The sequence below is a fragment of the Blastocatellia bacterium genome (genome assembly GCA_035573895.1).
Classification (GTDB): Bacteria; Acidobacteriota; Blastocatellia; order HR10; family HR10; genus DATLZR01.
In genome coordinates this window covers 1-18,150 of record DATLZR010000147.1, presented here as the reverse complement: position 1 = coordinate 18,150, position 18,150 = coordinate 1, and the positions used below count along the sequence as shown (strand labels likewise).

Here is an 18,150-nt window from a genome sequence, read left to right as displayed (position 1 = left end):
CGGTTCGAGGTGAAGACGATCTCTTTCCCGTCGGGCGTCCAGCCGACCACGACATCGGTCGAGGGATGATAGGTCAGCCGACGCGGCACCCCGCCGGTGGCCGGCACGACGTAGACATCCACGTTGCCATCATACTCGCCGGAAAAAGCCACCAGTGTTCCATCCGGCGAGAAGACCGGATGGGCCTCCACGCCCGGCCCCGCCGTGAGTCGCACGGCGTCTCCGCCCTCTCGACTTACGCTCCACAAATCGCCGGCGTAAGAGAAGACAACCTGGGTGCGACTGAGCGTCGGTTGCCGCGCCAGGAGCACCGGCTCAGCCGCACGGGTGGGACCGAAAGAGACGAGAACGAGAAAAAATGCCACCAGAGACAGAAAAATATTCATCTCGCTCCTCCTCACGTTTCTCCTCATGTGTGCGGCCTTCAGTTAATCACACCGTGAGGAGGGAGGCAAGCATAGAGCAACCTTCTGTGGTCGAGCTGCCATGCAACACTCTCGTCAATGTGTTGCACAAAAAGCCCGGGAGGATGGATCTCGACAAGAGCCCTCCCGTCGCCTCAACGCGGTGGGGGGGACGGACCGCCCCACGAGGAGATGCTTGCTTGATGAGGGCGCTCTGGTATAATAGCCATTCGATTTGCCCTATGGGTGATCGTCTCATGAAATCGCCGGTGCTTGTGCTCAATGCCACCTATGAGCCGATTAATATCACCACGGTTCGGCGGGCGATTATCCTTATTCTCAAGGGAACGGCCCGCCCCGAAGAGATGACGTCGCGGGTGATTCGGTCGGCGCAGATGGCGTTGCCGGTGCCTTCGGTGATCCGGCTGGTGGAGTACATCCACATTCCCTACGAGCGAAAGGAGCTGTCGCGCAAGAACATTCTCCTGCGCGATGGTTACTGCTGCTTGTACTGCGGCCGAAAGATGCCGGCCTCAGAGCTGACGATTGATCACGTCATTCCCCGGGCCAAAGGAGGGCGCACCTCGTGGGATAATGTGGTGACCTGCTGCCGGCGATGCAATACGCGTAAGGGGAATCAGACCCCGGATGAAGCCGGGATGAAGCTGCTGAAGCATCCCCGGGCGCTATCCTGGCGCGTCGGTCATCAAATTCTGGCTCATCTGGGACGCCAGCAGGAACAGTGGCGCAAGTACCTCATCCTGTAATTCGGTTGCGCGGCGTCCCCTCCCGCTCGACGAGAACCGTTCTGCTGGCCGGTTGATTCCCATTGGGACGGGAAAAATTCTCGTTGCATCTGCTCTGAAATCTCTTTATCATAACGTCCACCGCGTGGTCGAAATACCGTGGGAGATCGTTGGAGGAGGGATAGCATGGTGGTACTAAAAAAGACTCTGGCTTCCCATTTTCATCGGGGACGATCGGGCGTCGTCGTCCTTCTCTCTCTGGTGGCTTTGGTCGGAAGTGGCGCGGGCCCTTCCGGTCGGGTTTCGGCTCAAGCAGAACGCGCATCGGAGCGGAGTTCCTCAACGGTAGTTCTTCCTCCGCAGTCGCCGGCCGATCAGTTCATCAAGTTGAAGTCCGAACTCGTCGTCCTCTCGGTGAGCGTGACCGATGCTCTGGGGCGATTCATCTCCGGGTTGAAGCAAGACCACTTTACCGTTTACGAGGATGATGTCCCCCAAACGGTGAAGTTCTTCACCACCGAAGATATTCCCATCAGCGTGGGGATCATCCTGGACGTATCGGGCAGCATGAGGAGTAAAATCAGCCGGGCGCGTGAGGCGGTGCGACGGTTCATCGAATGGAGTAATCCTCAGGATGAGTTCTTCGCTATCGCCTTCAATCACGAAGTGACGCTTCTGGCCGATTTCACCGATGGGGAAGTCTTGCTCACCTACCTACCGTTTCTTCGGCCCAAGGGGCGGACGGCTCTCTTCGATGCCATTTATGAGGGCGTTCTCAAGCTCAAGCATGCCCGCTATGGGAAGCGCGTCCTTCTCGTCATCAGCGACGGGCAGGATAACAGCTCGCGCTACAGCTACGGATCGCTCTCCCGGCTGATGAAGGAATCGGATGTGCAGATTTACACGATTGGGACGCCCGACCCAACGCTCTACAACACCTATTTCGAACAGCAAGGCATCTCCATCCTGCAGCAGATCTCGAAGCTGACTGGTGGACGTCACTTCACGGTGATGGGAGCCTCGCTGCTCGAACCCGTGTGCGCCAATATCGCGCGTGAGCTGCGCCAGCAATATAATCTCGGCTACATGTCCACCAACACGAGCCGGGATGGGAAGTGGCGAAGGATTAAAGTCGAGGTCGCCAAACAAGGGGGGAACAAGCTGAAGGTTCACGCCAAGCGCGGATATTACGCTCCTCAAGGACAACCCTAGCGAGGTGGGATGGTTTGCCCCTTTTCCAGCCGCGCTGTCGTGTGCGTGATTTTGAGCGCGCTCGCTGTCGGCGGGAGCTGGCAGTCCGCCCCGCGGGCGAGTGCCGGGAGAGTCGCTCGCGACCTGCTCTTCACTCCCCGACAGCAGAAGACTCCCCCCTCACCCTCGAGGGGTGGCGCCGCCACTGTTGACAAACGCCTCCCCTTCCCCGCCGGAGGGGAAGTTCGCGTAGAAAATCCTCGTGGGCGGATCCTCGTCTTCGAGGGCGCGCCCGACCAGCTCCGCGTCGTGGCGGAGGGATCACAGGTGCCCGCCAGCGCCGCAGACCTCCGAATCGAGCATGGCAAAACCACCGTTGAAATCAAATGCGTCGCCAAGGAAGAGCGGGTCGTTGACCTCCATCTGGCCGTCCCGGCAGGGGTGAAGCTCAGGCTGAAGGCTGAAGAAGGAACGATCCAGGTTCACGGGCGCGTGGCCGGCGTGCGTGCCGAGACGCTGAGCGGAGATGTCATTCTCGGCATACCCATCGAGGATGCGAAGATTGAGATCACCTGGCTAGAAGGCTATCCTCGTTATGGAGGACCTCCGCTGGAACGTTCGGCCGCGCCCACGCTACTCAATCCGGCGCAGCGAGGGGCGGCTCCCCCCCCGGCGATGCTTGTCGGAAAACTCGGAACGGGTCGTCTTCCCATTCAGGTGAGAACGCTCAACGGGTGGGTCGAAGTGGGAATGCCCACCTCGACTGTCCCCCGGACCATCATCGGAGCTGTTCCTCCCCAGCCTCTCTCCCACGCCGCCCGTACCATCGCCAGCAGCCCACAGAATCCCTTGGGCGTGGCGATCCGTTACATCGAACCTCGACTGCAACGCGCCCTGGCTCAGGCCGACTGGCTCACGGGCGGCAAGGTCCCGGTTGGAAATAGCAGCAGTGACGAAGATGTCGTGAAATTGGAATCCCCCCTGGTGACCCTCAATGCCAGCGTCACCGACGCCGAGGGCAAGGTGATCACCGGACTGACGGCGAAAGATTTCACCGTCACCGAGGACGGGGTGCCACAAACGATCACCCATTTCAGCAGGGAGACGGCGCCGTTTAATCTCGTACTGCTGCTCGATGTGAGCGGGAGCACGCGGGGAAACTTCGACGTCATTCGTCAAGCGGCTTTGCGTTTTGTGGAGCTGATGCGCCCGGAGGATCGGCTGGCGATCATTCTCTTTGCTCGAGATGTCGAGGTTGTCGCTCATCTGACCAGCGATCGGCAGGCCCTGACGCAGGCACTCTATCGCGTCCAGCCTCCGCTGGGCAGCACAGCCGTTTATGATGCCATTGGCTATGCGCTCGTTGAAGAGATCAGTCGGGTTCGAGGCCAGCGCAATGCCATCGTCGTTCTGAGCGATGGTCGTGATAGTTCGATGGCCTATCTCAACACGCCACTGGCCAACGACCCGCTCCGGCGACCGGGTTCGTTCCTGCGTTTCGAAGACCTGCTCAATGGTGTCATCCAATCCGATGCATTGATTTACCCCATCCTTCTGGAAAACGAAGCGCAACTGGCGGCAACGCTCATCGAATCGGCCCGCGAGCAGGTGCGCGAGGGAACTCGCCTGGCCGAGCAGCAGTTTCGCCAGCTCGCCGATGTTTCCGGAGGCCGATTGTACCGGGCGGCGAAACTCGAGGACCTGGAGGGCGTCTATGAGCAGATTGCCGCCGATTTGCGCACGATCTACAGCCTCGCTTACATGCCCACGCGAGTTGAACGCGATGGACGCTGGCGGCAGGTCGAGGTCACCGTCGCGCGTCCGGGCGCACGCGTGCGCACCCGTCGCGGCTATTTCGCCCAGTAGCTTCAACCACGACAACGTCGCCACGCGCCCACCCGCTTGAGCGCGTAACGTCCCCTGACGACTGACGGTACCTCCATCCCCACCCCTTCACTCAATTGGTTCAAATCGGGCCGTGAAATGCCGGAGGAAGGGAGCCTGATGGACGATTCGATACCCCCTGAGAGACTCGCGCCGCTTGAAGACATTCAGGATGGCCTCGATGACATAGTCAATGTGGCTCTGCGTGTAGACGCGACGCGGGATGGCCAGGCGAACCAGCTCCATCGGTGCGGGAATCTCCTCGCCCGTTTCCGGATGATGCCGGGCGAACATGACCGAGCCGATTTCGACCGAGCGAATCCCCGCCTCGCGATAAAGTTCCACCGCCAGGGACTGTGCCGGAAACTGAAGCGGGGGAATGTGCGGGAGCATCGCACCTGCATCAATATAGATGGCGTGTCCTCCCGGTGGCTGCACGATCGGCACGCCCGCTTCGGCAATATGCTGGCCGAGGTACCGCGTCGAGGCGAAGCGATATTCCAGATAATCTTCGTGGAGCACCTCTTGAAGTCCCACGGCAATGGCTTCCAGATCGCGTCCCGCGAGCCCGCCATAGGTCGGGAATCCCTCGGTGAGAATGAGCAGGTCCTTCTCCTGCTGCGCCAGCCGATCATCATTGGTGCAGAGAAATCCGCCAATATTGGCCAGCCCGTCCTTTTTCGCCGACATCGTGCAACCGTCGGCCAGCGAGAACATCTCGCGCGCGATCTCCTTGACCGGTTTGTCGGCATAGCCCTCCTCGCGCAGCTTGATGAAATACGCATTCTCGGCGAAACGACAGGCATCGAGATACAGGGGGATGCCGTAGCGATTACAAATCTCTCGCACCTCGCGGATATTGGCCATCGAGACGGGCTGCCCCCCACCGGAATTGTTAGTCACCGTGAGCATGACCAGAGGAATCCGCTCGGGACCGACCCGTTCGATGAGGCTGCGTAATGCATCTGTATCCATGTTGCCTTTGAAGGGGTGAACGACCGACGGCTGGTAGAATTCCCGGATCGGAAGATCAACAGCTTCCGCACCGACATATTCGATATTGGCCCGCGTCGTATCGAAGTGCGTATTGTTAGGCACAATGTGACCGGGCCGACAGAGAATGGAGAAAAGGATACGTTCGGCCGCGCGTCCCTGATGCGTGGGGATGATATGCTTGAAACCGAAAATATCCCGCACGCTCGCTTCAAACCGGTAGAAACTCGCGCTCCCGGCGTAGGATTCGTCGCCGCGCATGACGGCAGCCCATTGTTCGGAACTCATCGCCGCCGTTCCACTATCGGTGAGCAGATCAATGATGACGTTTTCCGCCGGGATGAGAAACAGATTGTATCCCGCCTGGCGAAGATACCGCTCGCGTTCCTCTCGCGTCGTCATCTTGATCGGTTCGACGACCTTGATGCGAAATGGCTCAATAATCGTTTTCATAGCACACCACTGCCAGGTTGATGATCAGCGAGGACATTGTAAAGGTAAGAAAAGACCGAGAGCAAATGCCGATAATGGTGGCCGGGGTATCAGGAAAATGCGCACTGTCAGCCCCTGAGCACTATGCCCGCGGGGGAGGGATGAGCCAGTCAGGTTTTAGCCCCCAGACGATTCTTGAGCATTTCAGCGGCTTCCGAACGAGGGATTTTCACGCTGGCGATGACATTGCGTCCTTCCTGAATGATGGTGAGCCGGGCGATGACCGAGGCCACATCGGGATCGAGCCGACCGGAATTCAACCGCACCAGCAGCAACAGGCCGTTGAGCTGAGCCAGAAGGTCGGAAGCACCGGCTTCGTTGCGCGAGGCAGCGATGAAATAGAGCTGAGCAGCATCGGAAATGACCAGGCGAACCGTGCAGGATTCGGCGACAGCCAGTGGAGCCAGGACACGCACGCGGCTCGCTTCGTTGATGACCATGAGCGCCGCTGAGTCCACTTCGGGGATTCCCGACGGTTCAGCCAGCCGAATGTCGGTCAGTTCGCCATCTTTCTTCACCCGAAAAGAAACGCCCACTCGTAACTCGGTGAAGGCCAGTTCGCCTCGAAGACGGGCTTCGTACAGTTGGGCGATGGCTTCCTTGATGGGACCGATGTTGAGCTGTGTGGCCGTTTCCTGGGCTTGCTTCTCCAGCTCTTCCCAGGACTGAGGGATGGGCTTGGGGGGCTCTTCTTCCTCCTCCCGTTGCTCCTTCGCCTGCTGTCGTTGCTGCTCGCGCCGACGCTCCTGCTCTTGCCGTCGTCGAGCTTCCTCCTCCTCAGCAGACGACCTGATCAGACCGGGAGGATAATACAGCGGAGCCGTCAGTCGCGCGATGTCGGAGGGACTGAGCAACGTGACCTGACCGGGGCGAGCGACCAGTTGTAATCCCATGAGGACCTTCCATCGCTGGAGGTCCTGGTAATAATCATAAAAGAGAGCTGCCACATAAAAGCCGTGAAGTGCCAGCGTCAATGTGAGACCGGCCAGGCGATAGCGGCGGTCGGGTTTGGTGCGCTCGTCAAGAAAATAAAGCCATGCCGCCGGAGCGGTCTCGGAGTGCCGGTCTCGTCCGCTTTTGCCTCCTGGCCTTCCCATGGATTAGTCGAGGGTATTGTACCGCTTTGCGTCGGGCGAGACCAGCACTTTTTTGTCCTATTTCCCCTCTCCCGATTTCGGGAACAGCCGCTTGCGCATGGCCGCCAGCGTTGTCTCCTTCAGGCGCAGCAATCGAGCGGCTCGCCGCTGATTTCCCGCCGTCAGGTGAAGGGCGCTACTGATGAGTGCCCGTTCAAACTCCTCGACGACTTCATAGAAATCCAGACCGGCTTCGGTCACCGCCATCTTCGGAACGGGTGACGGCCTGGTCCCGATGGGTTCCGGGAGCATTGTCTCGTCAATGGCCGGTGGACGAGCACGTTCGAACGCCGCAAGGAGCGTCTTCTTCAACTGGCTCACATTCTCGGGCCACGAATAACGCTTGAGCGCCTCCAGAGCACCGGGCGTGATCTCTCTCGGCTCTTTGTTGAACTCCCGGCAAATTTCACCGGTGAAGGCCTCGACAAAGAGCGGGATGTCTTCCTGTCGCTGACGCAGCGGCTCGATGGTGAGCTGCGTCTCCTGAAGCAGGAGCCAGAGATCCTCATCGAGCAACCGTTGACGCCTCAGGCTGTCAGGCGATACGAGACTGCCAAAGATGAGTCGCGGCCGCACGCGAGGTTCATCGCCGGAGGAGTGCTGTTCCCGGAGAAGGGTCGCCAACCGCATCTGGACAATTTGGGGTATACGGGCGATGTCCGTCAGGTAGATCGTTCCACCCCGAGCCAGTTCCATGAGCCCGGGCCGAAAGACCGGCGCGTGAGGCTCAGGCCGCATCGTGTTGCCAAAAAGGAGCGGCTCCAGCCCTCCTGTCGGAAGGGCTTCGGTGTCAACGAGAAGAAAAGGAAGCAGGGCTCGGCGACTCGCATAGTGGAGTGTTCGCGCCACCGTCTCCTTTCCCACCCCGCGCTCGCCTACGAGCAAGATCGGAAGGTCCACATCGGCAAATGCTCGAACGAAGGCTCGACGATTGTGCGCTCCCCGGCTCACGCCGATGAGATTATCGGGATGATAACGAGCCCTCAGCTGATCGGTGAGCCAGGAGGTTGTTTGCCGCAGGGCAACCAGATCGAGCTGGTCCCTCACAACTTCAAGAATTTCTCGGGGATGCGCCGGCGTCAGGAGGAAGCGACAGTGATCCATCCGGGCCAGCTCCATAGCCGATCCGATCAGACGCTCCGGAACCAGCGCCACAATCGGCACCCCCGATTGACCCCTTAGCTGATGAAGCACCGAGGGATCATCTTCGGGAATTTCAGCAACCACCAGATCAGACTCCGACCCGGAAAATGCTCCGTCCCCGGCCTCCGAGTAAATGAGCGGTGTAATCCGGCATCCCACCGGTTCCAGCAGATGAGCAATTTCACGGCTCCGAACGAGCGACTCTGTCACAACGACCACCCGCATCCGCCCGCGAAGAGCCGTTTGATCAATCGGGGCTTGTACCACAGTCCTAGAACCCATAGGCATTAGTCCTCTCATTACCTTGATATCCTTTCCCGGTCCAGATAGTAACTACGCCCTGTCTTGCCGGAAGGTTTCACAGCGATAGAGCCCCATCCATTTTCTTGAATCCGTCTGAAACCCTCTCCCGGATATGGTCAGCTCTGTCTTTAAAGGAGGATTCTAACGACGACATCCCTGATCCACAAGAAGAGCTTGTGCTTCCTGTTTCAGGAAACTGCACTGCCAGTCCCGGGTGACGTTTTCTCGAAGAACTCCCGCAGCAAGCTGCCGATTTTCTCCGGGGACTCAAGCATGGGGAAATGACCGTGTGTTTTCAAGGTGATGAGTGTACCGGTTTGAATCCGATCATAGATCCAGCGTGCTGTCTCCAAAGGCGACAGTTTGTCCGCGCCACAGGCCAGGATGAGCACGGGACATTTGGTCATCGTCAGGGACTCGGCGAAGCGGCGCAAGGTTTCTTCTTCGGTCGCCGAGTGAATCGCCTCCCACGCGGCCGATACGCTCACGCGATTGAAGTCCTCCAGCAGAGCCTGGCGATAGGCCGAGGGGATGCGTCCGTAGGAATAGCGACGGAGCAGCAGATTGCGCGCCAGAGGGACAGCCGTGAGTTTCCGCAACATGAGAACAGCCTGGGCATAGGCGACATATCCGTTCACTCCTTCGGGTGCTTCAGGCCGGAGGATCGGGGTGATGAGCGTCAACGTGCGCACGTCCTGCGGATGCACCCGGAGGCAGAGGCCAGCCACCACCGTTCCCAGGCCGTGACCGACGAGATGAACTTCGCCCAACCCCAGTCGCGTGATGATGCTGTGAAGATCTTCCGCCTGGGTTTCAACATCGCAGGGGGCGGAGGGAACGAGCGTGCGACTCTGGCCCGTACTTCGAGGGTCGAATCCGATCAGTCGGAAGCAGGAGCGCAGCCGATGCGCCAGAGGCCCCCAGTAATGGTGTGACAGCGGCCAGTCGTTGACGAAGACGATCGGTTCGCCCTGCCCCTGCTGGCGGTAGTAAATCCGCCCCTCATCGAGATCGAGAAAGGGCATGATCTCCGGTGATGCTCCTGATCGAACGGGAAAGTCCTTTCAGCCGGGAGGGAGCCCCGTTCCCGCCAAGGCGCTCCCTCTCATCCCCCAGCGGACTCATGCGCGATGTCATCCTCCTTCATGATCCTTCGACCGGACGCTTGAAGGTGAACTTGACGTAGCGACTGATCGAGACGATGTCAATGGCCTTTTGCGACCGATGCACGACGAATCCGTCAACGTAGACGCCGACCAGCTCCCATCCTTCATCTCCCAGTTTGTTCAACCCGGCGTCCACATTCTCGTCAACGAAGTCCTTGCCCGTGACGATAGCTCCCAGTTTTCTCAGTTCTCCCCAATCCAGCGTCTTATATTGCCACTTTCTCATGGTTCCTCCTCCCCCGGCATCGGGAAGCGAGCGGCCCGTGAGCGAGTCTCGCCTCGCTTCGCCGCCGTCATCTTAATCGGGCGACGATGGCCTGCCCCGCTTCACTGGTTGAGAGTCGCCCACCTAAATCCCGAGTGACCTCCCCGGCGGCGATCGTTTCGATCACCGCCGTTTCGATAGCCCGTGCCGCCGGTTTCTCGTCGAGATATTCGAGCATCATCGCCGCGGTCAGCACAGCCCCGATGGGATTGGCGAGATTCTTTCCCGCCAGCGACGGAGCGGAGCCGTGAACCGGCTCGAAAAGTGACACCCGCCCGGGATGAATATTTCCCGATGGAGCGACCCCCAATCCTCCAACGAGTGCCGCCCCGAGATCGCTCAAGATATCACCGAAGAGGTTTGTCGTGACGATGACATCGCACTCGGCGGGATTCTGCACCATGAGCAACGCCATTGTATCCACGTACTGATGGGTCGCTTCGATCTCCGGATAACGATGAGCCACCTCGCGGAAGGTGCGCTGCCAGAGGTCGTGGCCGAAGCGCATCGCATTCGATTTATCCACCAGCGTCACTCGCCGTCGTCCCTGCCGACGCGCATACTCGAACGCTGCCACGATGATGCGCTCGACGCCCCGTCGCGTGTTGATTTCCTCTTGAAGAGCGATCTCCTCGTCCGTTCCCTTTTTGAAGATGCCGCCGATGCCGACATAAGCGCCCTCGGTATTTTCTCGAAAGATGACGAAATCGAGATCACGGACCGTGCGATTTTTCAGTGGCGTCAGGTCCTCCGCGAGTAACCGAACGGGGCGCAAATTAATGTAGAGATCGAGTCTGAACCGAAGACCGAGAAGGATGTCGTGAGCATGTTTATTATCGGGGACGCGAGGGTCGCCGAACGCCCCCGCCAGGATAGCCGCATAGTCCGACTGTAACATCTCCACCGCCCCCGAAGGGAGCGTCACGCCCTCTCGAAGGTACTTCTCCGCTCCCCAATCAAACCAGGTGAACTCGAGATCCAGATGGTAGAGGCGATTGGCCTTCTCAAGCACCCTCACCGCTTCGGTCACCACCTCGATCCCGATGCCATCACCGGGAATCACGGCAATCCGCCGTCCCATCTCGGCCTCCTCTCAGACGTAATCTCCCGCCGCGCATCCCCTCCATCCGGCCACCGATCGTCTTCCGTACGGGCGAGGCCGACGAGAGCCATCCGCTCAGCTCTTGCCCTTTTGATTCACAGCCTCCTCAATGCGCGGCAGGGCGGTGAGCACGGTGTCGCCGACGATTTTCAGGCTCCTGGGACTCAACTTGTCGAGGGTGTCTTCCGCCGTGTGCCAGTAGCGATTGAACAATCCGTAGTTGAAATCAATCAGGTCCACGGCTGGCACACCTTTGTCCAGAAAGGGGATGTGGTCGTCATCAATGAAGGTCTCGCTCGAACTGAAATGCTTCTCGTACCCGAGTTCCCTGGCGGCCGCCCAGATGATATCCACCAGCCAGGGAGTGGAATAGCCATCGCGTTTGAGCTCCAGGTCTTTATCCCCGATCATATCGAGAAGGATCATCGCCTTCACCTTCTCCAGCTTTCGCTCCCCCTCCAGTCGGGCCACGAGATGACGACTGCCATACTTGGAATCCGCTTGCGTCCAGTTGACGAACGCTTCTTCGCCGTCAAAGAAGGTGAACCAGAGCGTGTGTTTTGGCTTCTGCTGGCGAGCAGCGATCACGCGGGCGAGTTCGAGCAAGGCTCCGGTACTCGATCCGCCGTCATTGGCTCCCACGAAGGTGATGTCAGTGAAAAGTTTAGTGTCGTAGTGGCTGGCCAGGATCAGGATGTTATCGCTTTCGCCCTTCAGCTCGCCGATGATGCTGACCATGGGTCGCTGGCCGAGCGGCGTTTGGGCCGTGAATTCGTCCTTGATGATTGTCAGCCCATATTTTTTCAACTCGGCGACGATGTAATCGCGCGCTCGGTCGTGAGCAGCGCTTCCCACCGGTCGCGGCCCCATCTCCACCAGTGCCCGCACATGCTGAAAAGCTCGCTCCCCATCGAATTCTGTGGCCGACCGAGACGAAGGAGATTGACTGTCGGTCGCTTGCGACTCCGGCTGGTGAGAGCAGGCGATCACCATCATCAACCCCGCCAGCAACACGCGCAATCCCAGTGGTCTCATGAGTCACCTCGTTCGTTGAGTGATACGACAGAGCCTGTCACAAAACTCTCTCGGCGTCACGCGATGCTTGAACGCTTTGAGACCGTTGATGAAAATGACCGGGATGTCATCCTTAAACCGGGCAAAGAGCTGCGCATCCTCCTCGATGTTGACGATCTCCAACCGGAATGCCACCGGACAGCCGGATCTCATAATAGCTTCCTTCGCCTCCTCGCACAAATGACAACCGGGCTTTGAATAAATCGTAACCACCGGTCTCTCGCGCATCATCCCTTCACCGACGGCAGTTATAATAAAAGGCTGACATGGAGAAATCAACAGGCTGGTGTTACCATAGCGGCCTCGGTTGAGCACTCCAGCGAGGTTGCGATCGGCAACAACCGCAGAACAAGAGATGATGAGCCGGATTGAGCAAGCGAGCGAGAATCGGCCGACGTCCTCGGGTCGGGAGACGGCATCCATCGAGACAGCGTCGTCCCCCGGTCCCAAACCCGACGTGAGCCGATGGAGGAAGAAGCTGATCATTCTCGGACTTGGCCTCTCCGGCGTGACAGTCGCGGCGTGGTACTACATCAGTCGCAACCGAAGTCTCCTGGAATATGTGCCGGCGACGGCGCTGGCTTATATCGAGGTGCGCGACACCACCCGTGCGCTCGACGCGCTTGAGCGCACGCGCGCCTGGCAGACGCTCACTCCTTTCCTGCCTGGCGCTGCTGCCTGGCGCGTTCCACCGTTGCCTGGCGCTCACATCGCGCTCGTCCTGACGGGCCTGGAGCTTGAAGGGGAGAAACTCACGCCTCACTGGGCGCTCCTCGTGCGATCCCCCGGCGGAGCAGCGGCAGCAAAAGCGGGGGGACATGGGCTGGAATCCCTCGCCCGCCGATTTCTGGGCCCCCTGAAGGGAGAAACGAGGCAGGAACAAGGCTTGCTTCTCACGCTCTATCGTGATCCACAGAATCGGGTGATCTTCCTGTGGACCGTCATGGACGGGATGCTCGTTGCAGCGAATCGAGAGGATAGTCTCCGCTCGTTGAGGGAGAGCCGAGAGAACCGACATCTCTCGCTCGCCGCATCCACCACCTACCGGACGCTGCGAGCCGCTGTGGATCGCCAGAGTCCGGTCGTCGGATTCATCAGCGGGAAGGCCCTTCGCTCGCTTCTCCAGCGGAATGTGCTCCCCTCCGCTTCATCGCCGATGCCCCCGCCGAGCACCGCTGAACTTATCGAGACGATCACAGCTCCGCTCGCGTTGACGCTGACATTCTCGGTTGACGTCGAAGGCGGTGAGGTCGTCACCCGATACATTCTCGGCCTTGATCCGAACGTATCGGCGTCGCTGGCAGAGGTGGTCAACGGACAGGCGGAGCTTAACAGTCCGGCGATCATCCCGGCCGATGCTCGTCGCATCACCATCTATCGGTTTGGAGATTTTCCCGGCGTTGTTGCGGCGATCGAGGACGTGGTGGCAAAGCAGCTTTCACCGCTTGCGCAGATCGTTGTCCGCGAACTGGTGGGTCGAATGAAGCAGTCGCTAGGATGGGCCCGTTCTGATACCCTTGCCGATGCGCTCGGCAACGAAAGCGCCATCGTGGAATGGGACGGCGACCGACGCCTTCTCATTGTGGAAGCGCGAGAGAAGGCAAAGCTAGCCATGCTCATCGGAAAGTATCTCCGCCACGCGGGCGAGCCTGTCCGCGAGGATCAGTATCAGGGCTACAGCATCTTCTCCGCCCGGAACCGCTCGACGAGCGCGTTTTCTTTCATCAACGGATTCCTCGTCATCGGACAGAAGCGGGAAATTGAGATTCTCATTGATCGGCGTCACCAGAACCGGGTGATCGCCCAATATCCACAACTCGCATCACTCTTTGAGCAAGGCGCGCGAGGAGCGTTTGAAGTGATGGTTTCGTTTGACCATTCGGAGGTCGCTCAAGCGGTCCTGACACTTCGAGACCTGGCGGGCGCTTCCGCTGCCATCCCATCGGGGGATGCCCGGGCCCTCTACCGTGCGGTGGGGGAGCTGGCTCCGGAAATGAGGATCTCCCGATGGCACCCTGAGGGAGTCTATAGCGAGAGCCGTTCCCCTCTGGGTCCGCTGGCGCTGATCCTCAGCATGATCGAGGTGGAACGCGTCACGCAATCCGCGTCGTCGGCTTCGCCCGGTCATGGTCCACAGTAATGACGGACAGCCTTCCGGGGGCGATCGGCGGAAAACGACCCGGTTGCCACCTACGGGTATCGGCTGCCCGAACAAGTGAGTAACCGATGCCAGCGATCGTTCGAGTCTTCATTCGGCGGATGCTCATGGTCATTCCCGTCGTCTGGGCGGTGGTCACACTGGTCTTTTTGCTGATCCATCTCGTTCCGGGGGATCCGGTGTTGAGTTTTCTCGGTGAAACGGCCACGACAGAACAGGTGCAGGAGATGCGCCATCGGTTCGGGCTGGATCGTCCCCTCGGGGATCAGTATCTGGCCTACTGGAGGCAGCTTCTTCGCGGGGACCTGGGCACAACATTCACGGACCGTCGCCCGGTTGCCGAAAAAATTTGGTCGCGCTATCCGGCAACGTTGCAACTGGCGATTGCGGCGCTCGTGGTCGCCGTAGGAATATCGCTTCCCCTCGGGGTGACTGCCGGACGCTTTCGCGGCAGCGGGATTGATGCGCTCGCTTCTCTGATCGCCCTCGTAGGGGTTTCCCTTCCGAACTTCGCCCTGGGTCCATTGATGATCTTGCTCTTTTCGGTGAAGCTTCGACTCTTGCCGCCATCGGGCTATGGCCACCTGTCGCAGCTCGTGTTGCCGGCAGTGACACTGGGGGCGGCTCTGGCGGCGATTCTGACTCGCATGGTCCGAGGGAGCATCATCGAGGAGCTGGATCAAGACTACGTCAAGACGGCTCGGGCGAAAGGGCTCGATGAGCGGGTGGTGATCTATCGGCACGTCCTCCGCAACGGTTTGATACCGGTCGTCACGATTGTCGGCCTGCAGTTCGGTGTTCTCCTCGGGGGCGCGCTCATCACCGAGCAGATTTTCAACTGGCCGGGGATCGGAACGCTCACCATTGATGCTATCCGCTCACGGGATTATCCGCTCGTGCAGGGATGCGTTCTCGTCATCGCGATCACCTACATTGTGATCAATACGGCGACGGACCTACTCTACAGTGCTCTTGATCCCCGCATCAAGATCGAATGATGTGTGAATCGCACAGGATCAACCGATAAAGGGGAACCAAATGAGGGAGGACCCTGGTTGCGTTCTCGGGCGGACTGCCGTCAAGACATGGGGTCAGATGCTTGACGAACAGGGTACCGCGGGGCGTCTCATCTGTGATTCTCCCTCGCAGGCTACCACGACACATTGCCGGACGCTCGATGACTGAGGAGGTAGCGAGGAGGTGAATCGGCTGGCGAAAGTCGGTTTGATCATCATCGGAGTGCTCGTGCTGGTTGCGGTGCTTGCGCCCTGGTTGGCTCCTCACAGCATCACCGAACAGACGCTCGCGGCGCGGTTGGAGGGTCCCTCGCTCGCCCATCCGCTCGGTCGCGATGAATTCGGTCGTGATCTCCTCTCCCGACTCATTTTCGGAGCCCGCGTCTCGATGCGCGTGGGGGTGACGGTGGTGATGGTCTGCTCGCTTGTCGGAACGATCATCGGCGCCCTCTCCGGCTACTACGGCGGCTGGATTGATCGCCTTATTGCCAGTTTTCTCTTCAACACGTTTCTGGCCTTCCCCGGCATTTTGCTGGCGATCGCTTTGGTCGCGTTCCTCGGACCGAGCATAACCAACCTCATCCTGGCGCTCTGTATTATCGGCTGGGTGAGCTATGCTCGGCTTGTTCGAGGCCAGGTCCTCAAGATCAAGGAACTGGATTTCGTTCAGGCGGCACGAGCCCTGGGAGCGAGTACACCGCGTGTGATTGTCGTTCACATCCTACCGCATGTTGTCCAGCCCCTGATCGTTCAGGCTACGCTGGGAATGGCGGGAGCTGTGCTGGCTGAAGCGGGACTGAGCTTCCTCGGCCTGGGAGTGCAGGAACCCTGGCCCAGTTGGGGGAAAATGCTCGATGCCGGACGTGCTTATCTCACAACAGCCCCGCACCTGGTTATCTTCCCTGGTCTGGCTATTATGATCACGGTCATGGCCTTCAACGTCGCCGGCGATGGACTGAACGAATGGCTGAATCCGCGTCTTCGACAGGGGAGCGATATCGCGTCCTTTTCCCAGGAACGAAGATAAGGGCCGGAGTCCAAAAATGAGACGTTAATCGCTCACTGCGGGGGCGGCGTGCACACGACGGTATAATCCTGCCCGCTGATGACCTTGATCTGAAAGGTTCCGTCATCCTCGCTCAGAACCCCCGCTGTGAAAAACGTATCCGGCATGTCAGTGAGCATGACGCTGGAGGCGAGAATAAATGCGCCTCCGACCGGATCGCCCTGGCTATCGGTCACCCGACCGGAAATCGTCACGATGGGACCAATGGGGGGAATGGTGAAATCGAGTTCAACACCAGCATCGGCATGGAATCGTCGAGTGGAAATGGGAAATCCCAGAACGCCCTGAGTCTCCTCTTCCAGTAAGAAGGTGACAAACGCAATGGCATCGTAGGAGCCGGCAGGGATCAGCAATCTGTATTGCCCACCGGTAGCGTCAGCTGAAATCACCACGGCGGCCCGCGTCGTTTGCTCATCTACGTTGCTGACGGTTATTTGAGCGGTGATAGCGGGATCGCCGGTTGCCATCTTGATTGTTCCCTTCACCTCGACCAACGGGGGAAGGGTGACATCCACGGTCGCGTCGCCTGAAATCATTACCCTCTCCAGCTCCAGATTGAGAAGCTCGCTCAGCTCATCGGGAAGAAGGGGACTCAATCCTAAGGCAGAAACGACATACCGACCCACCGGCACCGCCAGGGTATACTCCTCAGTTAAGGCTGTGGAAGCTTGAATCATCCCGTCTTCCGTAGCGAAGAGGATGGCCGCCCTCTCCACATCGAGATCGCCGAGGTTCCTCACCGTCCCCCGAACCCGAACGACCGGAGGCGGGGAAGGAACCCGCAAGTCATGAACCGTACTATCGTTGACGGTCATTTCTTCCCCTTCGGCAAAGGTGACGGTTAGGGTTGAGCCGGTCTCTTCAACCACGAAAACAGCCCTGACGCTCAGCCGATACCTGCCCGGCGGGAGAACGATCTCGTAACGGGCAGACTGGTCCAGCGGAGAAAACTGGATCGGCCCTTCAAAACTGGTATCCGCAGAGCGTGCGGTGACACTCCCACCCACGATCAACACATCAGCCTCACTCGTGATCGAACCCGTCAACGTCACACCAGCGGGAAGAAGACAATTCACCGTTCGGTCGGACGTAGCGTCAATCCCCGTCACCTGAGCAGGCAGAAGTGCGATGTCGGCGGCGGAAAGACCTGATTCCACCGCCATCACGAGGATCAAGAGCAAACCCGTCATGCATCGCCATCGCCACGAACGCATCAACTGTGATATCATGGGCGTTCTCCTGTCGGCTCTCTCCTGATGCTCTGTTCACCTCTCACCATGCGCGGGAGGAATTATCTCGATTCTTCACCTGCTGTCAAACTTCAGCGAGTCTGTGGACTATTGGTCCCTCTGAGAAGGAATGCTCCGCGACCGAAGGTGAAGGCGACAAGCTGCCCGGTGCGCTGGGCCATTTGCAACTCAAAGACAGCGACATTCGGCATTCCCGTTTCGGGGCCGAGGTGAACCCAGCTGTGTGCGCCATCCGCACTCTTCCAGACACCGAGATCGGTCCCGACGTAGATGACCTCCGGCTGGCGAGGATCAATGAGGATCGTGTTATGAGGGAGGTTGACCGGGGGGCTAACATCGGCCCATGTTGGCGCTGGTGAGAGCGCCTCCTTTGTTCGGAAGACGTGGCCGGGCTGACCTCGCGTTCCTTCGTCAAAGCCGGAGAGCGTGACATACAAAACGTTGGCATCCCTTGGATCAAAGGCCAGATCGGTCACATACCGATTGGGGACCTGGTTTCCCATGTCCAGATCAGTCCAGGTCATCCCTCCGTCACGGGTCAACCGAAGCTGACCATTGGCTGTCCCGAAGGCATAGGTGTTGCAGGAATCATCTGACGGGGCAAATGCCAGGGCGGTGATGGAGGAGCGCATCTCGGGACCGTTCACTTCCCAGGTGGGACGGGAAGCGCTGAAGAAGTTGGTGCTTTTCCAGAGATTATCGGTGCCGGCAATAAAGACGTCGTCATTTGCCGGACACTTCTCGAATCGGGCGATAAAGGG

The 18,150-nt window shown here is 59.2% G+C and carries 17 protein-coding genes; 6 read left to right on the top strand and 11 right to left on the bottom strand.

The genetic code is table 11. The annotated features are described in order from the left end of the window. Positions 1-386: protease (locus tag VNM72_12765; protein HXF06268.1), on the bottom strand; the 386-nt coding region annotated here is incomplete at its 3' end. Between the two features lie 221 nt (positions 387-607). On the opposite strand from VNM72_12765, the gene VNM72_12760 reads away from it, so the two are divergent. The 3 genes from VNM72_12760 (at position 608) to VNM72_12750 (ending at position 4,207) form a co-directional block, all read left to right on the top strand. After that, positions 608-1,171: an HNH endonuclease gene (locus VNM72_12760; GenBank protein HXF06267.1), complete on the top strand. Its 564-nt coding sequence runs from the start codon at positions 608-610 to the stop codon at positions 1,169-1,171. Between the two features lie 165 nt (positions 1,172-1,336). Next, positions 1,337-2,362 carry a VWA domain-containing protein gene (locus tag VNM72_12755; protein HXF06266.1) on the top strand — a complete coding sequence of 342 codons (1,026 nt, stop codon included), beginning with the start codon at positions 1,337-1,339 and terminating at the stop codon, positions 2,360-2,362. 9 nt (positions 2,363-2,371) lie between these two features. Continuing rightward, a complete protein-coding gene (locus VNM72_12750; GenBank protein ID HXF06265.1) occupies positions 2,372-4,207 on the top strand; it encodes a VWA domain-containing protein in 1,836 nt (611 codons plus the stop codon). Between the two features lie 87 nt (positions 4,208-4,294). Here the strand turns inward: VNM72_12750 and VNM72_12745 are convergent, their stop codons facing one another. The 8 genes from VNM72_12745 to VNM72_12710 all read right to left on the bottom strand — a co-directional run bounded on the left by VNM72_12745 (position 4,295) and on the right by VNM72_12710 (position 12,127). Continuing rightward, positions 4,295-5,671, bottom strand: coding sequence for a tryptophanase (locus VNM72_12745; protein ID HXF06264.1), 1,377 nt, complete (start codon positions 5,669-5,671; stop codon positions 4,295-4,297). A 149-nt stretch (positions 5,672-5,820) separates the two neighbouring features. Continuing rightward, positions 5,821-6,807, bottom strand: a complete 987-nt coding sequence (locus tag VNM72_12740) for an energy transducer TonB (GenBank protein HXF06263.1) — start codon at positions 6,805-6,807, stop codon at positions 5,821-5,823. Between the two features lie 57 nt (positions 6,808-6,864). Further along, positions 6,865-8,271: a sigma 54-interacting transcriptional regulator gene (locus tag VNM72_12735; protein ID HXF06262.1), complete on the bottom strand. Its 1,407-nt coding sequence runs from the start codon at positions 8,269-8,271 to the stop codon at positions 6,865-6,867. A gap of 209 nt (positions 8,272-8,480) precedes the next feature. Beyond that, positions 8,481-9,317, bottom strand: coding sequence for an alpha/beta hydrolase (locus VNM72_12730; GenBank protein ID HXF06261.1), 837 nt, complete (start codon positions 9,315-9,317; stop codon positions 8,481-8,483). 118 nt (positions 9,318-9,435) lie between these two features. Next, positions 9,436-9,684, bottom strand: a complete 249-nt coding sequence (locus tag VNM72_12725) for a hypothetical protein (GenBank protein ID HXF06260.1) — start codon at positions 9,682-9,684, stop codon at positions 9,436-9,438. A gap of 67 nt (positions 9,685-9,751) precedes the next feature. Further along, complete coding sequence (locus VNM72_12720) at positions 9,752-10,804, bottom strand: 3-isopropylmalate dehydrogenase (GenBank protein HXF06259.1); 1,053 nt, start codon at positions 10,802-10,804, stop codon at positions 9,752-9,754. Between the two features lie 96 nt (positions 10,805-10,900). After that, positions 10,901-11,860, bottom strand: coding sequence for a M28 family peptidase (locus VNM72_12715; GenBank protein ID HXF06258.1), 960 nt, complete (start codon positions 11,858-11,860; stop codon positions 10,901-10,903). A 3-nt stretch (positions 11,861-11,863) separates the two neighbouring features. After that, positions 11,864-12,127 (bottom strand): glutaredoxin family protein, encoded by a 264-nt coding sequence (locus tag VNM72_12710; GenBank protein HXF06257.1) that lies wholly within the window; start codon positions 12,125-12,127, stop codon positions 11,864-11,866. A 127-nt stretch (positions 12,128-12,254) separates the two neighbouring features. On the opposite strand from VNM72_12710, the gene VNM72_12705 reads away from it, so the two are divergent. The 3 genes from VNM72_12705 (at position 12,255) to VNM72_12695 (ending at position 16,100) form a co-directional block, all read left to right on the top strand. After that, on the top strand, positions 12,255-14,039 hold the full coding sequence (locus VNM72_12705) for a hypothetical protein (protein ID HXF06256.1): 1,785 nt from the start codon (positions 12,255-12,257) through the stop codon (positions 14,037-14,039). An 86-nt stretch (positions 14,040-14,125) separates the two neighbouring features. Continuing rightward, a complete protein-coding gene (nikB, locus tag VNM72_12700; protein HXF06255.1) occupies positions 14,126-15,055 on the top strand; it encodes a nickel ABC transporter permease in 930 nt (309 codons plus the stop codon). Between the two features lie 202 nt (positions 15,056-15,257). Further along, positions 15,258-16,100: an ABC transporter permease gene (locus VNM72_12695; GenBank protein ID HXF06254.1), complete on the top strand. Its 843-nt coding sequence runs from the start codon at positions 15,258-15,260 to the stop codon at positions 16,098-16,100. 32 nt (positions 16,101-16,132) lie between these two features. Here VNM72_12695 and VNM72_12690 read toward each other — a convergent pair whose 3' ends face one another. Beyond that, complete coding sequence (locus VNM72_12690; GenBank protein HXF06253.1) at positions 16,133-17,368, bottom strand: carboxypeptidase-like regulatory domain-containing protein; 1,236 nt, start codon at positions 17,366-17,368, stop codon at positions 16,133-16,135. A 92-nt stretch (positions 17,369-17,460) separates the two neighbouring features. Continuing rightward, the coding region (locus VNM72_12685; GenBank protein HXF06252.1) for a hypothetical protein at positions 17,461-18,150 on the bottom strand (690 nt) is incomplete at its 5' end.

What these genes read in the sequence shown, in the direction of transcription:
- VNM72_12760 (HXF06267.1), top strand. Translation starts at nt 608, where the DNA reads ATGAGGGCGCTCTGGTATAATAGCCATTCGATTTGCCCTATGGGTGAT.
- VNM72_12755 (HXF06266.1), top strand. Translation starts at nt 1,337, where the DNA reads ATGGTGGTACTAAAAAAGACTCTGGCTTCCCATTTTCATCGGGGACGA.
- VNM72_12750 (HXF06265.1), top strand. Translation starts at nt 2,372, where the DNA reads ATGGTTTGCCCCTTTTCCAGCCGCGCTGTCGTGTGCGTGATTTTGAGC.
- VNM72_12745 (HXF06264.1), bottom strand. Translation starts at nt 5,671, where the DNA reads ATGAAAACGATTATTGAGCCATTTCGCATCAAGGTCGTCGAACCGATC.
- VNM72_12740 (HXF06263.1), bottom strand. Translation starts at nt 6,807, where the DNA reads ATGGGAAGGCCAGGAGGCAAAAGCGGACGAGACCGGCACTCCGAGACC.
- VNM72_12735 (HXF06262.1), bottom strand. Translation starts at nt 8,271, where the DNA reads ATGGGTTCTAGGACTGTGGTACAAGCCCCGATTGATCAAACGGCTCTT.
- VNM72_12730 (HXF06261.1), bottom strand. Translation starts at nt 9,317, where the DNA reads ATGCCCTTTCTCGATCTCGATGAGGGGCGGATTTACTACCGCCAGCAG.
- VNM72_12725 (HXF06260.1), bottom strand. Translation starts at nt 9,684, where the DNA reads ATGAGAAAGTGGCAATATAAGACGCTGGATTGGGGAGAACTGAGAAAA.
- VNM72_12720 (HXF06259.1), bottom strand. Translation starts at nt 10,804, where the DNA reads ATGGGACGGCGGATTGCCGTGATTCCCGGTGATGGCATCGGGATCGAG.
- VNM72_12715 (HXF06258.1), bottom strand. Translation starts at nt 11,860, where the DNA reads ATGAGACCACTGGGATTGCGCGTGTTGCTGGCGGGGTTGATGATGGTG.
- VNM72_12710 (HXF06257.1), bottom strand. Translation starts at nt 12,127, where the DNA reads ATGCGCGAGAGACCGGTGGTTACGATTTATTCAAAGCCCGGTTGTCAT.
- VNM72_12705 (HXF06256.1), top strand. Translation starts at nt 12,255, where the DNA reads ATGATGAGCCGGATTGAGCAAGCGAGCGAGAATCGGCCGACGTCCTCG.
- nikB (HXF06255.1), top strand. Translation starts at nt 14,126, where the DNA reads ATGCCAGCGATCGTTCGAGTCTTCATTCGGCGGATGCTCATGGTCATT.
- VNM72_12690 (HXF06253.1), bottom strand. Translation starts at nt 17,368, where the DNA reads ATGATATCACAGTTGATGCGTTCGTGGCGATGGCGATGCATGACGGGT.